We start from the raw sequence: 15,328 nt of genomic DNA, 5'->3' as shown, positions 1-15,328 counted from the left end.
ATCTTCGTTCGGGCCGCCCTCGACGACCGCCCAATAGGTTTTTGAAATCTTGCCGTGTTTGAACAAAAGCCCGAGCGAGGCCGTTGCCTTGCGGTGGCGTCCCAACACGAGACAGCCCGAGGTGTCCTTGTCGAGCCGATGTGCCAGCACCGGCGGGCGGGGCAGGCCATATCGCAAGGCATCGAAGGAGGCTTCGAGGTTCGCTCCGCCCTTCGGGCCGCGATGCACGGGAAGCCCTGCGGGCTTGTCAATCACAAGCATTAACCCGTCGCGATGAAGCACGCGGGCCTGAATCTGTTCCGCCGTCAATTGAGGAACATCGAGCAATTTACAAGTCTTTCGTTTGTGAGCTGAAAGGGCTAACACACCCCGCCATGACTGAGGAAGCACCTAAACAGAGCTGGTGGCGCCGGCTGTCCAGCGGATTGAAGCGGACGTCGAGTTCGCTGGGCACGGCGGTCGCCGACCTCGTGACCAAGCGCAAGCTCGATCGCGCCATGCTCGATGACATCGAGGATGTGCTGCTTCGCGCCGATCTCGGAACCGAAGTTGCCGCGCGTATTTCCGAAGCCGTCGGTCAAGGCCGCTATGACAAGTCGATCTCGGCCGACGAGGTCAAGGCAGTGGTGGCGAGCGAGGTCGAAAAAGTGCTGACGCCGGTGGCGAAGCCTTTGAGCGTCGAAGAGGCAAAGAAGCCGTTCGTCATTCTGGTTGTCGGCGTCAATGGCTCCGGCAAGACCACGACCATTGGCAAGCTCGCCGCAAAATTCTCCGCAGAGGGCCGCAAGGTGATGCTGGCGGCGGGCGATACCTTCCGTGCGGCCGCGATCGAGCAGTTGAAGGTCTGGGGCGAGCGAACGAAGTCGCCGGTGATATCAGGCGCGCAAGGATCGGATTCCGCGAGCCTTGCCTTCAACGCATTATCGTCGGCACGCGACGACAAGCGCGACGTGCTGCTGATAGACACCGCCGGGCGGTTGCAGAACAAGGCCGAGTTGATGAACGAACTCGAAAAGGTGGTTCGCGTCATCCGAAAGGTTGACGACACCGCGCCGCACGCAGTGCTGCTGGTGCTCGATGCCACGGTGGGACAAAACGCGCTCTCCCAAGTCGACGCGTTTCATCGTACGGCAGGGGTCACGGGCCTGGTGATGACGAAGCTCGACGGAACGGCGCGCGGCGGCATTCTGGTGGCGCTGGCGGAAAAATATAAGTTGCCGGTGCATTTCATCGGCGTCGGCGAAGGCATCGACGATCTCGCGCCGTTCACGGCCGCGGATTTCGCCAAGGCGATCGCCGGAATCGATGCATGACCCCGAAAAGTGGGAACCGGTTTTCGGACAAGGGCATGCATCAAATAAAAGACGAGATATAGGCTTCATCCATGGACAAGACCCAGCCGCATCCGCTGTTCAAGCTCGCCACCGAATTGGGGCCGCTGCTCGTATTCTTCATTGCGAACGCCAAGTTTCACCTGTTCGTCGCTACCGCTGCGTTCATGGTGGCGATCGTCGCTGCGATGGCAGCCTCCTACGTCGTGACGCGGCATGTGCCGCTGATGGCGCTTGTCACCGGCGTCGTGGTGCTGGTGTTCGGCACGCTGACGCTCGTGCTTCACGACGAAACCTTCATCAAGGTCAAGCCGACCATCATCTATGGGCTGTTTGCGCTGGTTCTCGGCGGCGGTCTGTTGTTCGGCCGATCCTTTATCGCCATCCTGTTCGATCAGGTGTTCAACCTCACGCCAAAGGGCTGGCGGATTCTGACGGTGCGCTGGGCGCTGTTCTTTCTTTGCATGGCAGTCCTCAACGAAGTCATCTGGCGCACGCAGACCACTGATTTCTGGGTCGGCTTCAAGGCTTTCGGCGTGATCCCGCTGACGATGGCATTTGCGATCATCCAGATGCCGCTGATCAAGCGCTTCCAGCTCGAACCGGTGTCCCTCGAAGCCAGCGATGCGGCCGAAGGCAATGTCGGCAACAATTCGAATTGAACGCGCGGTGGCCTGAACGCGCGGTGGCCGTCGCCTAACCGGCCGCAGCGGATGCTATGCGCGCCGGTCCGTCCGCCCGGCTTGCATTTCGGCAAATCATCGGCAAGCTTGCCTCCCTTTTGAGACTCAGTTGCCTGCCGCGGGGAGGCGATCAGTGACCCACGCAGAACTGCTCGGTTACGCAGCCGCAGCATGTGTTTTCGTGACGTTCTACATGAAGACCATGGTGCCGCTTCGGGTCGCCGGCATTGTCAGCAATTTCCTTTTCATTGGTTACGGATATGCGGTCGACGCCTATCCGGTGCTTGTGCTTCATCTGATCCTGCTGCCGCTCAACCTCCTGAGGCTGTATCAGATGCGGAGGCTGATCAAACAAATCGAGGAAGCGACCAGGCAGGACCTCAATCTGAATTGGGTCAAACCGTTCAGCACGACGAAATCCCTTTCCGCTGGCGAGATCGTGTTCCGCCGCGGCGATCCGGCCGACGAGATGTTCTTTATCGTTTCAGGCTGTTTCCGCGTCAGGGAGCGCGGCGTCGATCTTCAAACCGGCGAGGTGTTCGGCGAACTCGGCTTGTTGAATGCCGGTCAGGCGCGGACGGCGACCGTCGAATGCACGGCGAGCGGCGAATTGCTCCGGATCAGCTATGAGCACGTCAAGCAGCTCTATGTGCAGGACCCCAAGTTCGGGTTCTATTTTCTGCACCTCGTCAGCAAGCGGCTGTTCCACAACCTGTCGCTGACATCGCCACCGCCCGGGCGGCCGAATTGATGCTCAGGAGCCCGCCTTGAGCGCCTTGTCGATTTCTGTCCGCAGCACGGTGTTGATATTGTCCGATGTCACCGGCCCCACGAGCTTGTAGAGAATAGTGCCTTCGCGGCCAACGATGAAGGTTTCGGGTACCCCATAGACGCCCCATTCGATCGAGGCGCGGCCGTTGGTATCGACGCCGACGATGCCGAACGGATTGCCGTAGCGGCCGAGAAAACGGCGGGCGTTGTCGGCGCCATCCTTGTAGTTGATGCCGACGATCTGCAGGCGCTTGTCGTGGCCGAGCTCGGTCAGGAGCGGAGCCTCGTCGTGACAGGGCACGCACCACGACGCCCAGACATTGACGATGCTGACCTTGCCCTTGAAGACGGAAGGATCGAGGCCGGGAACCGCGGCGCCATCGTTAACAAGGCCTTCGAGCGGCGGCAGCGGAGTTTGCGGCGCTGGACGGCCGATCAGGGCCGAGGGAATCCGCGACGGATCGCCGTTGCCGAGCCGCAACCAGAACAGTGCTGCCAGTGCGGCAAAGACGACAAGCGGCAGGGCCATCAGCCAGCGCGAGCCTCGCGTCGTCGTCTCGTTCGATGCGTCGATCGATCTTTGGGGCGTGCTCATGTCTAAGACCTGATAAGGACCTTCAATTCGCCGCGTTAGTCCGTCGTCCGGCGCTGGGAGCGGCGGGTGATCCCCTTGGACTCAAGCTCGGTCAGGCGGCGCTTCTGGGTGCGATAATCGATGACGATCCAGGCGATCAGCAGCATCACGACCACGAGGACCACCAGATAGGAGGCCGCGATAAAGCTCGCATAGGGTCCGAGCGACATTGTGTTAGCCCACGCGCCGGCCGGCTTGCGCCTGGACCATCTGCATCGCCCGAACGCGCCGGCGAAGGATTTCGTTGCGCATCGCCGCCAGATGCAGCGTGAGGAACAGCAGCGAAAACGCCAGCGCCATCACCAAAAGCGGAATCAGAAAGGCGCGGTCGAGGGTCGAGCCGCCGAGCCGCATGACCGATGCCGGCTGGTGCAACGTGTTCCACCAGTCGACGGAAAACTTGATGATCGGCAGGTTGACGGCCCCGACCAATGTCAGCACCGCTGCGGCACGCGCGGCGCGCGAAGGGTCTTCGACCGCCCGCCACAGTGCGATCAGGCCGAGATACATCAGAAACAGGATCAGCACCGACGTCAGCCGCGCATCCCACTCCCAATAGGTGCCCCACATCGGCCGGCCCCAGAGCGAGCCGGTGACAAGTGCCAAAAAGGTGAAGGCCGCGCCGATCGGCGCGGCGGCTTTCGCGGCGACGTCGGCGAGCGGATGCCGCCACACCAGCGTGCCGAGCGCAGCAATGCTCATCACGCCCCAGACGAACATCGACAACCAGGCGTTCGGCACGTGAATGAACATGATCTTCACGGTCGCGCCCTGCTGGTAATCGTCAGGCGCCATCGCCGACTGGTAAAGGCCAAGCCCGAGCAGGATGACCGTCGCGGCGATCAGCCACGGCAACAGCCGCGCCGTGAAGCCAAGGAACCGGGTCGGATTGGCGAGGTCGATCAGCGTCATGGCATCCTGTTAATGGTCCGGCGCGTTGCAGGCAATTGGCATGAACGCCTTCAGCGAGAGTTGATGGATATCAAGTCGGCGTCAATCCAGTCCGTGCCGCAGGCTGGCGGCCGCGGCGAAGGGCCCGACAACCAGCCCAAACAGCGATAACGCACACAGGATCGAAAACGGTGCGCCGAAGTTCAAAGGTGCGGTGATCGCGGCTTCCGAAGCCGCAACGCCAAAGATCAGTACGGGGATGGAGAGCGGCAAGACCAGCACTGCGAGCAATAGCCCGCCCCGGTGCAGCGTCACCGCCAGCGCAGCGCCGATCATGCCGATAAAGGTCAGCGCCGGCGTGCCGGCGAGCAGCGTCAGCGCCACCGCCGCGGTCGCGCTGACCTCGAGGTTGAGCAGCAATCCCAGCACGGGTGTCGCAACGATCAGCGGCAGTCCGGCGGCGAGCCAATGCGCCAGCGCCTTGGCCGCGCAGGCCAGTTCCAGCGGGGTTCGGCTCATCGTGATCAGATCGAGCGAGCCGTCATCGTGATCGGCGGCGAACAGCCGTTCGAGCGTCAGCAAACTTGCAAGCAGCGCGCCGAGCCAAAGGATCGCGGGTCCCAGTCGCGCGAGCAGTGCGAGGTCCGGTCCGATTGCAAACGGCATCAACACGACAACAGTGAGAAAGAAAAAGACGCCGATCAAGGCGCCGCCGCCGACGCGCAGCGCGATCCTTATATCCCGGCGCATCAGCGCAGAAAGCGCGCTCACAGGCTGTCTCCAACGCGCAAGGTGCGCGTGGCCACGCCGAGCGGGGTGTGGGTTGCGGCGATGATCAGGCCGCCGCGCGAAAGATGCTCCGACATCACGCCGGCGAACAGCTTTTGCCCGGCAGTGTCCAGCGCATTGGTTGGCTCGTCCAACAGCCAGATCGGCCGTTGCACGCACAGCAGGCGCGCAATCGACAGCCGCCGCCGCTGGCCGGCGGACAAATAGGCCGCAGGCAAATGGGCGGCGTGATCGAGTTCGACGGTTGCGAGGCTCTCGGCCAGATCGGAGGTCTCCCCGCCGAGAAAGTCTCGCCAAAAGGCCAGGTTTTCCGCCACACTGAGCGCCGGCTTCATTGCGTCGCGATGGCCGAGATAGTGGGACTGCTCGGCAAGCGTGAATTCGCGGTCACCGCCGTCGAGCAGGATCGATCCGCCGGCGGGTGCCAGCAGGCCGGCAATCAGCCGCAGCAACGAGGTTTTGCCTGATCCGTTCGGGCCGACCACTGCCACGGCCTCGCCGGCATTCGCGTCGAAATCGAGGCTGGAAAACACCTCTCGGCCGCCCCGCACACATCTCACTCCGCGTCCCGAGAGCCGCATTACGTCTCCGATCTCTGCATCGCTATTGATCGCTTCTCGGTGTGGCGGCGATTGTTGAAAGATTCTATAAGCCGGAACTTGACTCGCCGCACAATCCGCATGGGGTGGGATCGTTAGCCAACCGCCTTGGTTGGTACTAAAATACCTTCGCCGGGTATGAACCGACAATTTGGGATTGCCTCACATGACCTCTCTCGACAGCTTCAAGTGCCAGAAAACCCTCAAGGTTGGCGGCAAGACCTACGTCTATTACAGCCTGCCCACCGCCGAGAAGAATGGTCTGAAGGGGATATCCCGGCTTCCTTATTCGATGAAGGTTCTGCTCGAGAACCTGTTGCGCAATGAAGACGGCCGCACCGTCAAGAAAGAAGACATCGTCGCCGTCTCCAAATGGCTGAAGAAGCGCACGCTCGAACACGAGATCGCCTTCCGTCCGGCGCGCGTGCTGATGCAGGATTTCACCGGCGTTCCCGCGGTGGTCGATCTCGCCGCCATGCGCAACGCGATGCAGAATCTCGGCGGTGATGCCGAGAAGATCAACCCGCTGGTGCCGGTCGATCTCGTGATCGACCACTCGGTAATCGTGAACTTCTTCGGCGACAACAAGGCTTTCGCCAAGAACGTGACCGAGGAATACAAGCAAAATCAGGAGCGCTACGAATTCCTGAAGTGGGGCCAGAAGGCGTTTTCGAATTTCTCCGTGGTGCCACCCGGCACCGGCATCTGCCACCAGGTCAATCTCGAATATCTCGCGCAGACGGTGTGGACCAAGAAGGAGAAGCTGACCGTCGGCAAGAAGAAGGGCACGTTTGAGGTCGCCTATCCGGACTCGCTCGTCGGCACCGACTCGCACACCACGATGGTCAACGGCCTTGCGGTGCTTGGCTGGGGCGTCGGCGGCATCGAGGCCGAAGCCTGCATGCTCGGCCAGCCGCTCTCGATGCTGCTGCCGGACGTCGTCGGTTTCAAACTCAAGGGACAGCTCAAGGAAGGCGTCACCGCGACCGACCTCGTCCTCACGGTCACGCAGATGCTGCGCAAGCAGGGTGTGGTCGGTAAGTTCGTCGAGTTCTTCGGTCCCGGTCTCGATTATCTCTCGGTCGCGGACAAGGCCACCATCGGCAACATGGCGCCCGAATATGGCGCGACCTGCGGCTTCTTCCCGGTCGATGCCGCAACCATCGATTATCTCAAGACGTCGGGCCGCAAGAACGATCGCGTGGCGCTGGTCAAGTCCTATGCCAAGGCGCAAGGCTTGTTCCGCGACGCCAAGTCCGCCGATCCGGTTTTCACGACCACGCTCGTCCTCGACCTCAAGGACGTCGTGCCCTCGATGGCCGGTCCGAAGCGCCCGGAGGGACGCGTGGCCTTGCCGGCGGTCGCCGAAGGCTTTGCCGGCGCGCTGGCCAACGAATACAAGAAGAGCGCCGACGGCGAGACGCGCTATCCGGTCGAAAATCGCGACTTCAATCTCGGCCATGGCGACGTCGTCATTGCCGCGATCACCTCCTGCACCAACACCTCGAATCCCAGCGTTCTGATTGGCGCCGGGCTGCTGGCCCGCAAGGCCGTTGCCAAGGGATTGAAGGTCAAGCCGTGGGTGAAGACCTCGCTCGCGCCAGGCAGCCAGGTGGTGGCCGAATATCTCGCCAATTCCGGCCTGCAGACGGATCTCGACAAGGTCGGCTTCAATCTCGTCGGCTTCGGCTGCACCACCTGCATCGGCAATTCCGGCCCGCTGCCGGAAGAGATTTCGAAATCGATCAACGATAACGGCATCGTCGCCGCCGCGGTGCTGTCGGGCAACCGCAACTTCGAAGGCCGCGTCTCGCCGGACGTGCAGGCGAACTATCTGGCCTCGCCGCCGCTGGTCGTCGCGCACGCGCTCGCCGGCACGGTGAGAAAGGATCTTGCGGTCGAGCCGATCGGCGAAGGCAAGGATGGCAAGCCGGTCTATCTGAAGGACATCTGGCCGACCGCGAAAGAGATCAATGCGATGATGAAGAAATTCGTCACCGCCTCGATCTTCAAGAAGCGCTATGCCGACGTGTTCAAGGGCGACACCAACTGGCGCAAGATCAAGACCACGGAAAGCGAAACCTTCCGCTGGAACATGAGCTCGACCTATGTGCAGAACCCGCCTTACTTCGAAGGCATGAAGAAGGAGCCGGAGCCGATCAAGGACGTGGTCGATGCGCGGATCCTTGCGATGTTCGGCGACAAGATCACGACCGACCACATCTCGCCGGCCGGTTCGATCAAGCTGACGTCGCCCGCCGGAAAATTCCTCAGCGAACATCAGGTGCGCCCGGCCGACTTCAATCAATACGGCACGCGGCGCGGCAACCACGAAGTGATGATGCGCGGCACCTTCGCCAATATCCGCATCAAGAACTTCATGCTGAAGGGCGCGGACGGCAACATTCCCGAGGGCGGGATGACCAAGCACTGGCCCGATGGCGAGCAGATGTCGATCTACGACGCAGCGATGAAGTATCAGGAAGAGGGCGTGCCGCTGGTCGTGTTCGCCGGCGCCGAATACGGCAACGGTTCGTCGCGCGACTGGGCCGCGAAGGGCACCCGGCTGCTCGGCGTGCGCGCCGTGATCTGCCAGAGCTTCGAGCGCATTCATCGCTCCAACCTGGTCGGCATGGGCGTGCTGCCGCTGACCTTCGAGGACGGCGCTTCCTGGCAGTCGATTGGACTGAAGGGCGACGAGAAAGTAACCATACGCGGGTTGCAGGGCGACCTGAAGCCGCGTCAAAAGTTAACCGCCGAGATCGTCTCCGGTGACGGTGCGCTGCAGCGTATCTCCTTGCTCTGCCGGATCGATACGCTGGACGAGCTGGATTACTATCGGAATGGCGGCATTTTGCACTACGTGCTGCGAAAGCTTGCCGCGTAATTGTGATCGGGGGCTCACCGCGAAGTGAGTAGCGACCAGGGGGCGGGCAGCCTAAAAAAGGCTGCTCTTGCCCGTACGAAGCCATTGGCTTTGTGGTCCGTTAGATGCTAGCGGCGAGTTGTCGAACAACGATTTCCCGGGTCCAGTATGACGATGATGATGGCCTGTAATTCGATTTCACGCTGGTCGGGCGCCCTCGGCGTCTGTGCAATCGTGGCGGTCATCCGTCCTGCTGTGGCTGCGGAGCCCCGCGCTGTCGTCGAACTCTTCACCTCGCAAGGATGTTCGTCCTGCCCGCCCGCCGACAAGGTGATCGGCGAACTCGCCCAGGATCCGAGCGTGATCGCGCTGAGCATGCCGATCGACTACTGGGATTATCTGGGTTGGAAGGACACGCTGGCGGATTCGCGCTTCTCGGCCCGCCAGAAGGCCTACTCGCTGATGCGCGGCGACCGCGATGTTTACACGCCGCAGGCGATCGTGAATGGCGAGGCTCATGTGATCGGCAGCGATCGCGGCGAGATCGAGCGTGCAATCGAGGTCACACGCGAAAGCGACGGCGTGATGTCGGTGCCGGTGTCGATGAAGCTGAACGGCAAACAGATTACCGTCTCGGTCGCCGCTTCGAACGGACCTCCGCTGGCCTCGCATGCCGAGGTCTGGATCTGCTCGATCTCCAAGGCGGTGCCGATCTCGATCGCGCGCGGCGAAAATCGCGGCCGCGAGCTGACCTATTACAACGTGGTCCGCAATGTGTTGAAAGTCGGCGACTGGAACGGCACTCCTGGAAGCTGGACGGTTCCATTGGAGAACATTTCCCGGGAAGGGATCGATGCCGCTGCCGTGTTCGTTCAGGATGGAAGCCGCGATCGGCCCGGCCCGATGTTAGGCGCGGCCTATACGACGCTGCACTGAGCGGAGCTTTTCCAAACTAACATTCGGAGAAAAACCCGGCTTGCATCGGGCGATCGAGTTTGCGCGGTCGCTCTCGCGGACGTTTCGGTCCGTTTGCCGCATCGAGACCGACATCTTGCCGAAAAAAGAAAAGGACCAACTCGCGTTGGTCCAGTCACGGATCAATACTCTGCGCTAGACCCGGTCCCGACGACCCCGGGGGGCTGGGGGCTGAGGAATCCGGTATCGAAAGGACCGGGCCAACGCAGGTGATTCTTATCGCAGTCCAGCGCGGCGCACCGTGGGCGGAAGTAGGGCGGTATTATGATTGAGCTAACGATCCCGTGACGGCATCGAAAGTCCGTCAGCGTCGAAAGTTGCAGGCGCCGGCGCGCGTTTTTGGGCCCGCTTCGCGGCTGCCGCCCCTTGCGGAGCCGCCCGGTCGGCGCAATCATGTAATAAAGATGACAGGAGATGTGCCATGAGTTTGATCTCGGAGGATGCCGATCCAAGCGAGGCACGCGCCGCGGCGCGGCCGGGCGCTGCGGGCGTCATGGCGAACCGGGTGACGTTCAATCGTCTTGAACTCAATCGCATTCTGAATCTGTATGGGCGCATGGTCGCGGACGGCGAGTGGCGCGATTATGCCATCGACTTCCTGCGCGATCGCGCGGTGTTCTCGATTTTCCGCCGCGCCTCCGAAGTTCCGCTTTATCGGATCGAGAAAGATCCGCGGCTCGCGCGCAAACAGGGCATGTACAGCGTGATTTCGGCCAGTGGCCTCATTCTGCGCCGTGGCCACGAGCTCGATCGCGTCTTGCTGGTGATCGACCGCAAACTGGCGGTGGTCTGACCGTAACAGCGCGCCACGGCCTTTAACCGGTCGACGGCACCGTGCCCGCCCCCTCGCCGAGTTCTCGCTGCATCATCACTGTGTCCAGCCAACGGCCGAATTTGAGGCCAACATTCGGGTGGGTTCCGATCATCTGAAAACCACACGCCGCGTGCACGCCGACCGAGGCGGCATTGGCCGAATCCCCAATGACCGCGATCATCTGCCGGAAGCCGCGTCTTTCGCATTCGATGATCAGCCGTTCGAGTAACCGCCGGCCGATGCCGCGGCCGTGAATCGCAGGTCGCAGATAGACCGAATTCTCCACTGTGAAACGATAGGCAGGCCGCGGCCGATAAGAGCTCGCATAGGTGTAGCCGACGACATCGCCATCCAGCAGCGCGACAAAATAAGGGAAGCCGCCATCGGCCAGCGCGTGAAAGCGGCGCGTCATTTCGGCCAGGTCTGGCGGCACGAGCTCGAAGGTTGCGGTTCCCTGGCGAACCGCGTGGTCGTAGATCTCGGTGATGGCGGGCAGGTCGGCGGTCGTGGTCGGCCTGATTTCGAGCGGAGACATCGCCGCAGACTATTTTCGCCGCGCCCAAAAGAAAAGCCCCGGCAATGACGCCGGGGCTTTGGTCGTTTGTCGTTGAAGCGTTACTCGCGTTGTCCGAGCAGCTGCAAGAGCAGCGTGAACAGGTTGATGAAGTTCAGGTAGAGCGACAGGGCGCCGGTAATTGCCGCCCGCTCTGCCACGTCACCGCCCGCGCTGGCATAGCCATAGATGTAATCGTTCTTCAAACGCTGGGTGTCCCAGGCGGTCAGGCCAGCGAACACCAGGACCCCAACCACCGAAATGATGAAGCCCATGGTTCCGTTGGCGAGGAACAGGTTCACCAGGCTCGCGATAATGATGCCGAACAGGCCCATCATCAGGAACGATCCCATTCCGGTCATGTCACGCCGCGTGGTGTAGCCATACAGGCTCAGCGCACCAAACGAGGCGGCGGTGATGAAGAACACGCGCACGATTGAGGTGTGCGTATACACCAGGAAGATCGAGGACAGCGAAATACCCATCAGCGCCGAGAACACCCAGAACAAGAGCTGGGCGGTCGAAGGCGCCAGACGGTTGATCCCGGCCGAGATCACGAACACCATCGCCAGCGGCGCGAGGATGAACAGCCACTTTAGCGGGCTGACAAACATTGCGTAGCCAAACGGGGTCAGGAACGCGTTGCCGATCTTGGCAGCGGCACCTGACGGATCGGTGGTCACGGCGGCCATGTAAACGCCAAGCGCGGCGAAGCCGGTGATGGCAAGGCCGATCGTCATGTAATTGTAGATGCGCAGCATGTACGCGCGCAGACCGGCATCGACGGTCGCGGCATCAACGCGCCCGGCGGCCCGGCCGAAGGGGGAGGCATAGTTGCGGTCTAGGTCCGACATGGTCGAATTCCTGTTGGTTGTCTGGCAGGCAAGTTTCGCCTCGCCAGCTAAAATTACCCCAGATATCGCCGCTTCCCGACATTAATTTTGCGTCATGAAGCGGTGTCTGGTCTCGACGCGATATTTGGGAAAGTAACACATTCGCCGCAAGCGTCCACGCGCGGCTGAATGTCGCGAGCGCGTGCGACAAGCGGTCCGTATCGGATTCGAACTTTTATACAATTTTTATATGGGCTGAGGCCAGCTTGCGGATTCAGAGGTTTCTCAGCACCGCCGCGGGCTTTTGATTGAGGGCGAGCAGCGTTCCGGCCAGTCCGAGCCCGACCGTGACCACGAGCGCGGAGGCTACGACCCCGGCGGCGCTGCCGGCCTGCCAGACAAAGCTTAACGTCATCAGGCGGGTGACGATCAGCCATGCAGCAAGCGAGCCCGTGATCACGCCAAAGACAGCGGTGGCAAGGCCGATCAACAGGTACTCGATGGCGTAGGCGCCAAGCAGGCGTGCTCTGGTTGCGCCGAGCGTCTTGAGGATGACCGCATCATAGACCCGGTGGCGGTGGCCGGCAGCCAGGGCGCCACCAAGCACGAGGATCGCCGAAACCAGGGTGATGGCGCTGGCGCCGCGAATCGCCAGCACGAGATTGCTGACGACCGAGCCGATGGTCTCCAGCGCCTCGCGAACCCTGACGCTTGTCACCATCGGGAAGGCCCCGGCCACGGATTTGACGATCGCCGCGTCCGTCGCCGCGCTTGGATGAGGCTCGGTCAAGGTCGCGATGTGGGTATGAGGGGCGCCCTTGAAGGCATTGGGCGAGAACACCAGCACGAAATTGATGCCGAGCCCCTGCCAGTCGATCGTGCGCATGTTGCCGATCTTCGCCGAGATATCGCGGCCGAGCACGTTGACCACGATCTCGTCGCCGACTTTCAGACCAAGCCCGTCGGCGATTTTCTTCTCGATCGAAACCAGCGGCGGCCCGCTATAGTCCGCGTCCCACCAGGCGCCCTCGACGATCTTCGAGCCCTTCGGAATTTCGCCGGTCGAGGTCAGGCCGCGGTCGCTTTGAAGCACCCATTCGGCGTCGGTAGAGGGCTTGAGATCTTCCGCCCTGACGCCGCGTGCCGAGACGATCCGCCCGCGCAGCATCGGCACTTCCTCGACCGTCGATCCGGGCGCGGCCTGCTTCAGGAACGCGCTGAAACGGTCGGCGTCGGTTGAGGGAATGTCGATGAAGTAGAACGAGGGCGCGCGCTCGGGCAGGGCCGCCATGAATTGCCGCCGCAGGTTGCCGTCGATCTGGGTGATGGTCACCAGTACCGCGAGGCCGAGGCCGAGCGAGAGCACGACCGACGGCGTCAGCGCACCGGGCCGATAGACGTTGGTGATCGCAAGCCGCAGCATGGTCATTTCGCTGCGCGGCAGGCGGCGCGCCAGCGCCATCAGCAGCGCGGCGACGCCGCGCAGCAAGGCGAAGACCGCGATCGACGACACCACGAAAATGGTGGCGACGCGCCTGTCGTAGGACAGGCCGACGACAACGGCGATCAGCAAGACAATCACGGCCGCCATCGAGGCGAGGTAACGCCAGCGCGGGCGGTGCCAGGCGCTGGCGACAGTGTCCCGGAACAGCGCCGCGACCGGGACGTCGTGAACGCGACCGAGCGGCCACATGCCGAAGGCGAGCGCGGTCAGAAGCCCGTAGACCAGCGACAGCGCCAGTTCGGCTGGATGCAGCGTGGGCTCGATCGGCAGCGGCAGCAGCTTGCCGAACAGATGCACGATGAGAAACGGCAGTGCGGCGCCGGCGGCAAGCCCGATCGCCGAGCCGATCAGGGCAAGCCCGATCACCTGCGTGAGATAGATCGCAAACACGTCGCGGCCGGTGCCGCCGACCGCCTTGAAAGTTGCGATCACATCGCGCCGCCGATCGATATGGCTTTTGACTGCGTTGGCGACCCCGACGCCGCCGACCAGCAGCGCCGCGAGACCAACCAGGGTCAGGAACTGGGTGAAGCGCTGGATCGTGCGTTCGAGCTGTGGCGAGGCGTTGTCACGAGAACGGACTTCCCATCCGGCTTGCGGCAGCGCCTGCCGCACGTCGTCGATGAAGCGGGTGGTGCTGCGGCTGCCGCTTGCCTCGTCCGGCAGCTTCACCCGATAGGTCCAGCGCACCAGGCTGCCGGGTTGCAGCAGTTGGCTGGCGCGAAGCGCGGCTTCGCTGACCAGAAATCGCGGACCGAATCCGAGGCCGCCGGCGAGTTTGTCCGGTTCGGCGCTGACGATGCTGCGGATCTGGAAACTCGCCTGGCCGACATGGACGCGGTCGCCAAGCTTGAGATCGAGCCGGGTCAGGAGCGTCTGATCGGCGGCCGCGCCGAAAGCGCCGTCGCGTTCGGCCAAGAGATCGTCGACCGGCAGTTCCGGCTCGAGCGACAAATGCCCCAGCATCGGATAGCGACCGTCAACCGCCTTGATCTCGACCAGCGCCAGGCGATCGTCGGCTGTGCGCGCCATGCCGCGCAGCGTTGCAATCGACGACACTTCGCCGCGCGCGCGCAGGACCGCGATTTCTTCCGGCTTCGCCTCGCGTTGAAACAGCGAGAAGGCGACGTCGCCACCGAGCAGCGTGCGGCCTTCGCGCGCCAGCCCATCGCCGAGACTGGCGGCCACCGACCCGACGCCGGAAATCGTCATGACGCCAAGCGCAATGCAGGCGATGAAGACGTAGAAGCCGCGCAAGCCCCCGCGCAACTCGCGCAAGGCGTAGCGCAGCGGAAGCGAAGCCGGCGGGTTAGCGGTCGCGGGTTCGGCAACGATGGTCATGAGGCGGTATCGCGCCCCGCAACTTGCATATCGATGCGGCCCGAACGCAACCGGATGACGCGGTCACAGCGATGCGCCAGCGAGGCGTCGTGCGTCACCAGCACCAGCGTCATGCCGCGCTCGGCGTGCTTGGTGAACAGGAGATCGATGATCTGCTTGCCGGTGGTCTCATCGAGATTGCCGGTCGGCTCGTCCGCGACCAGGATGGCCGGATCGGGCGCCAGCGCGCGTGCCAGTGCCACGCGTTGCTGCTCGCCGCCGGAAAGCTGCGTCGGATAGTGATGCAGGCGGTCGCCGAGACCGACGGACGCCAGTTCCTGCGCGGCGCGCTCGGAGGCATCGCGGCTGCCGGCGAGTTCAAGCGGGACTGCGACATTCTCCAGCGCCGTCATGGTCGGGATCAGGTGAAACGACTGAAATACGATGCCGACCTGACGGCCCCGAAAGCGCGCCAAGGCATCCTCATTGAGGGCATTGAAAGCGGTCCCGCTCACAACCACCTCTCCACTGTCGGGGCGCTCAAGCCCCGCCATCACCATCAGGAGTGTCGATTTTCCCGAACCTGACGGCCCGATCAGGCCAAGTGCCTCACCGGAAGCGACACGCAGGCTGATGTCCTTGAGAATGTGGACGCGCGCCGCGCCTGAGCCGAGCGACAGGTTGACGTTGGAGAGCGAAATGCTGTCCGGTGCAAGGCCGGATACAGATGAGGGTTTTGTGAGACTGTCCATAACTCGCTCATAT

The 15,328-nt window shown here is 62.6% G+C and carries 16 protein-coding genes; 6 read left to right on the top strand and 10 right to left on the bottom strand.

Going from position 1 to position 15,328, the window contains the following annotated elements; all coding sequences use genetic code 11:
- A partial coding sequence (locus VFL62_RS17600) for an RNA pseudouridine synthase (RefSeq protein WP_325173660.1) occupies nucleotides 1–327 on the bottom strand: 327 nt, incomplete at its 3' end.
- Nucleotides 328–374: 47 nt separating this feature from the next.
- Between VFL62_RS17600 and ftsY the strand changes: the two genes are divergently transcribed.
- From ftsY to VFL62_RS17585, 3 genes are all read left to right on the top strand, one after another.
- Nucleotides 375–1,313 (top strand): signal recognition particle-docking protein FtsY, encoded by a 939-nt coding sequence (gene ftsY, locus VFL62_RS17595; protein WP_325173656.1) that lies wholly within the window; start codon nucleotides 375–377, stop codon nucleotides 1,311–1,313.
- 71 nt (nucleotides 1,314–1,384) lie between these two features.
- Nucleotides 1,385–1,993, top strand: a complete 609-nt coding sequence (locus VFL62_RS17590; RefSeq protein WP_325173655.1) for a septation protein A — start codon at nucleotides 1,385–1,387, stop codon at nucleotides 1,991–1,993.
- A gap of 154 nt (nucleotides 1,994–2,147) precedes the next feature.
- Nucleotides 2,148–2,765, top strand: coding sequence for a cyclic nucleotide-binding domain-containing protein (locus VFL62_RS17585; RefSeq protein ID WP_325173654.1), 618 nt, complete (start codon nucleotides 2,148–2,150; stop codon nucleotides 2,763–2,765).
- A 3-nt stretch (nucleotides 2,766–2,768) separates the two neighbouring features.
- Here VFL62_RS17585 and VFL62_RS17580 read toward each other — a convergent pair whose 3' ends face one another.
- The 5 genes from VFL62_RS17580 to ccmA form a co-directional block, all read right to left on the bottom strand.
- On the bottom strand, nucleotides 2,769–3,314 hold the full coding sequence (locus VFL62_RS17580) for a DsbE family thiol:disulfide interchange protein (RefSeq protein WP_325173659.1): 546 nt from the start codon (nucleotides 3,312–3,314) through the stop codon (nucleotides 2,769–2,771).
- Between the two features lie 101 nt (nucleotides 3,315–3,415).
- Nucleotides 3,416–3,589, bottom strand: coding sequence for a heme exporter protein CcmD (gene ccmD, locus VFL62_RS17575; RefSeq protein ID WP_325173653.1), 174 nt, complete (start codon nucleotides 3,587–3,589; stop codon nucleotides 3,416–3,418).
- Between the two features lie 4 nt (nucleotides 3,590–3,593).
- Nucleotides 3,594–4,331, bottom strand: coding sequence for a heme ABC transporter permease (locus VFL62_RS17570; protein WP_325173652.1), 738 nt, complete (start codon nucleotides 4,329–4,331; stop codon nucleotides 3,594–3,596).
- Between the two features lie 81 nt (nucleotides 4,332–4,412).
- Nucleotides 4,413–5,081: a heme exporter protein CcmB gene (gene ccmB / locus VFL62_RS17565; RefSeq protein ID WP_325173651.1), complete on the bottom strand. Its 669-nt coding sequence runs from the start codon at nucleotides 5,079–5,081 to the stop codon at nucleotides 4,413–4,415.
- The gene (ccmA, locus tag VFL62_RS17560) at nucleotides 5,078–5,680 is read right to left on the bottom strand and encodes a heme ABC exporter ATP-binding protein CcmA (RefSeq protein ID WP_325173658.1); all 603 of its coding nucleotides are present in this window, start codon (nucleotides 5,678–5,680) and stop codon (nucleotides 5,078–5,080) included. The genes ccmB and ccmA overlap by 4 nt, the downstream gene beginning before the upstream one ends.
- A gap of 184 nt (nucleotides 5,681–5,864) precedes the next feature.
- Between ccmA and acnA the strand changes: the two genes are divergently transcribed.
- The 3 genes from acnA (at nucleotide 5,865) to VFL62_RS17545 (ending at nucleotide 10,332) form a co-directional block, all read left to right on the top strand.
- Nucleotides 5,865–8,585, top strand: a complete 2,721-nt coding sequence (acnA, locus tag VFL62_RS17555) for an aconitate hydratase AcnA (protein ID WP_325173650.1) — start codon at nucleotides 5,865–5,867, stop codon at nucleotides 8,583–8,585.
- Between the two features lie 147 nt (nucleotides 8,586–8,732).
- Nucleotides 8,733–9,500 carry a DUF1223 domain-containing protein gene (locus VFL62_RS17550; protein WP_325173649.1) on the top strand — a complete coding sequence of 256 codons (768 nt, stop codon included), beginning with the start codon at nucleotides 8,733–8,735 and terminating at the stop codon, nucleotides 9,498–9,500.
- Between the two features lie 460 nt (nucleotides 9,501–9,960).
- Nucleotides 9,961–10,332 carry a DUF2794 domain-containing protein gene (locus VFL62_RS17545; RefSeq protein WP_325173648.1) on the top strand — a complete coding sequence of 124 codons (372 nt, stop codon included), beginning with the start codon at nucleotides 9,961–9,963 and terminating at the stop codon, nucleotides 10,330–10,332.
- 22 nt (nucleotides 10,333–10,354) lie between these two features.
- Here the strand turns inward: VFL62_RS17545 and VFL62_RS17540 are convergent, their stop codons facing one another.
- The 4 genes from VFL62_RS17540 to VFL62_RS17525 all read right to left on the bottom strand — a co-directional run bounded on the left by VFL62_RS17540 (nucleotide 10,355) and on the right by VFL62_RS17525 (nucleotide 15,315).
- The gene (locus VFL62_RS17540) at nucleotides 10,355–10,888 is read right to left on the bottom strand and encodes a GNAT family N-acetyltransferase (RefSeq protein ID WP_325173647.1); all 534 of its coding nucleotides are present in this window, start codon (nucleotides 10,886–10,888) and stop codon (nucleotides 10,355–10,357) included.
- Between the two features lie 80 nt (nucleotides 10,889–10,968).
- The gene (locus tag VFL62_RS17535; protein ID WP_325173646.1) at nucleotides 10,969–11,760 is read right to left on the bottom strand and encodes a Bax inhibitor-1/YccA family protein; all 792 of its coding nucleotides are present in this window, start codon (nucleotides 11,758–11,760) and stop codon (nucleotides 10,969–10,971) included.
- Between the two features lie 253 nt (nucleotides 11,761–12,013).
- Nucleotides 12,014–14,584 carry an ABC transporter permease gene (locus VFL62_RS17530; RefSeq protein ID WP_325173645.1) on the bottom strand — a complete coding sequence of 857 codons (2,571 nt, stop codon included), beginning with the start codon at nucleotides 14,582–14,584 and terminating at the stop codon, nucleotides 12,014–12,016.
- Complete coding sequence (locus VFL62_RS17525) at nucleotides 14,581–15,315, bottom strand: ABC transporter ATP-binding protein (protein ID WP_325173644.1); 735 nt, start codon at nucleotides 15,313–15,315, stop codon at nucleotides 14,581–14,583. Before VFL62_RS17525 ends, VFL62_RS17530 begins: the two co-directional genes overlap by 4 nt.
- Between the last annotated feature and the right edge of the window lie 13 nt (nucleotides 15,316–15,328).

Origin of the sequence: Bradyrhizobium sp., assembly GCF_035701725.1 — a bacterium.
Taxonomy (GTDB): domain Bacteria; phylum Pseudomonadota; class Alphaproteobacteria; order Rhizobiales; family Xanthobacteraceae; genus Bradyrhizobium.
Note: the sequence above shows the minus strand (reverse complement) of the source record. Positions and strands in the feature narration are given on the sequence as shown.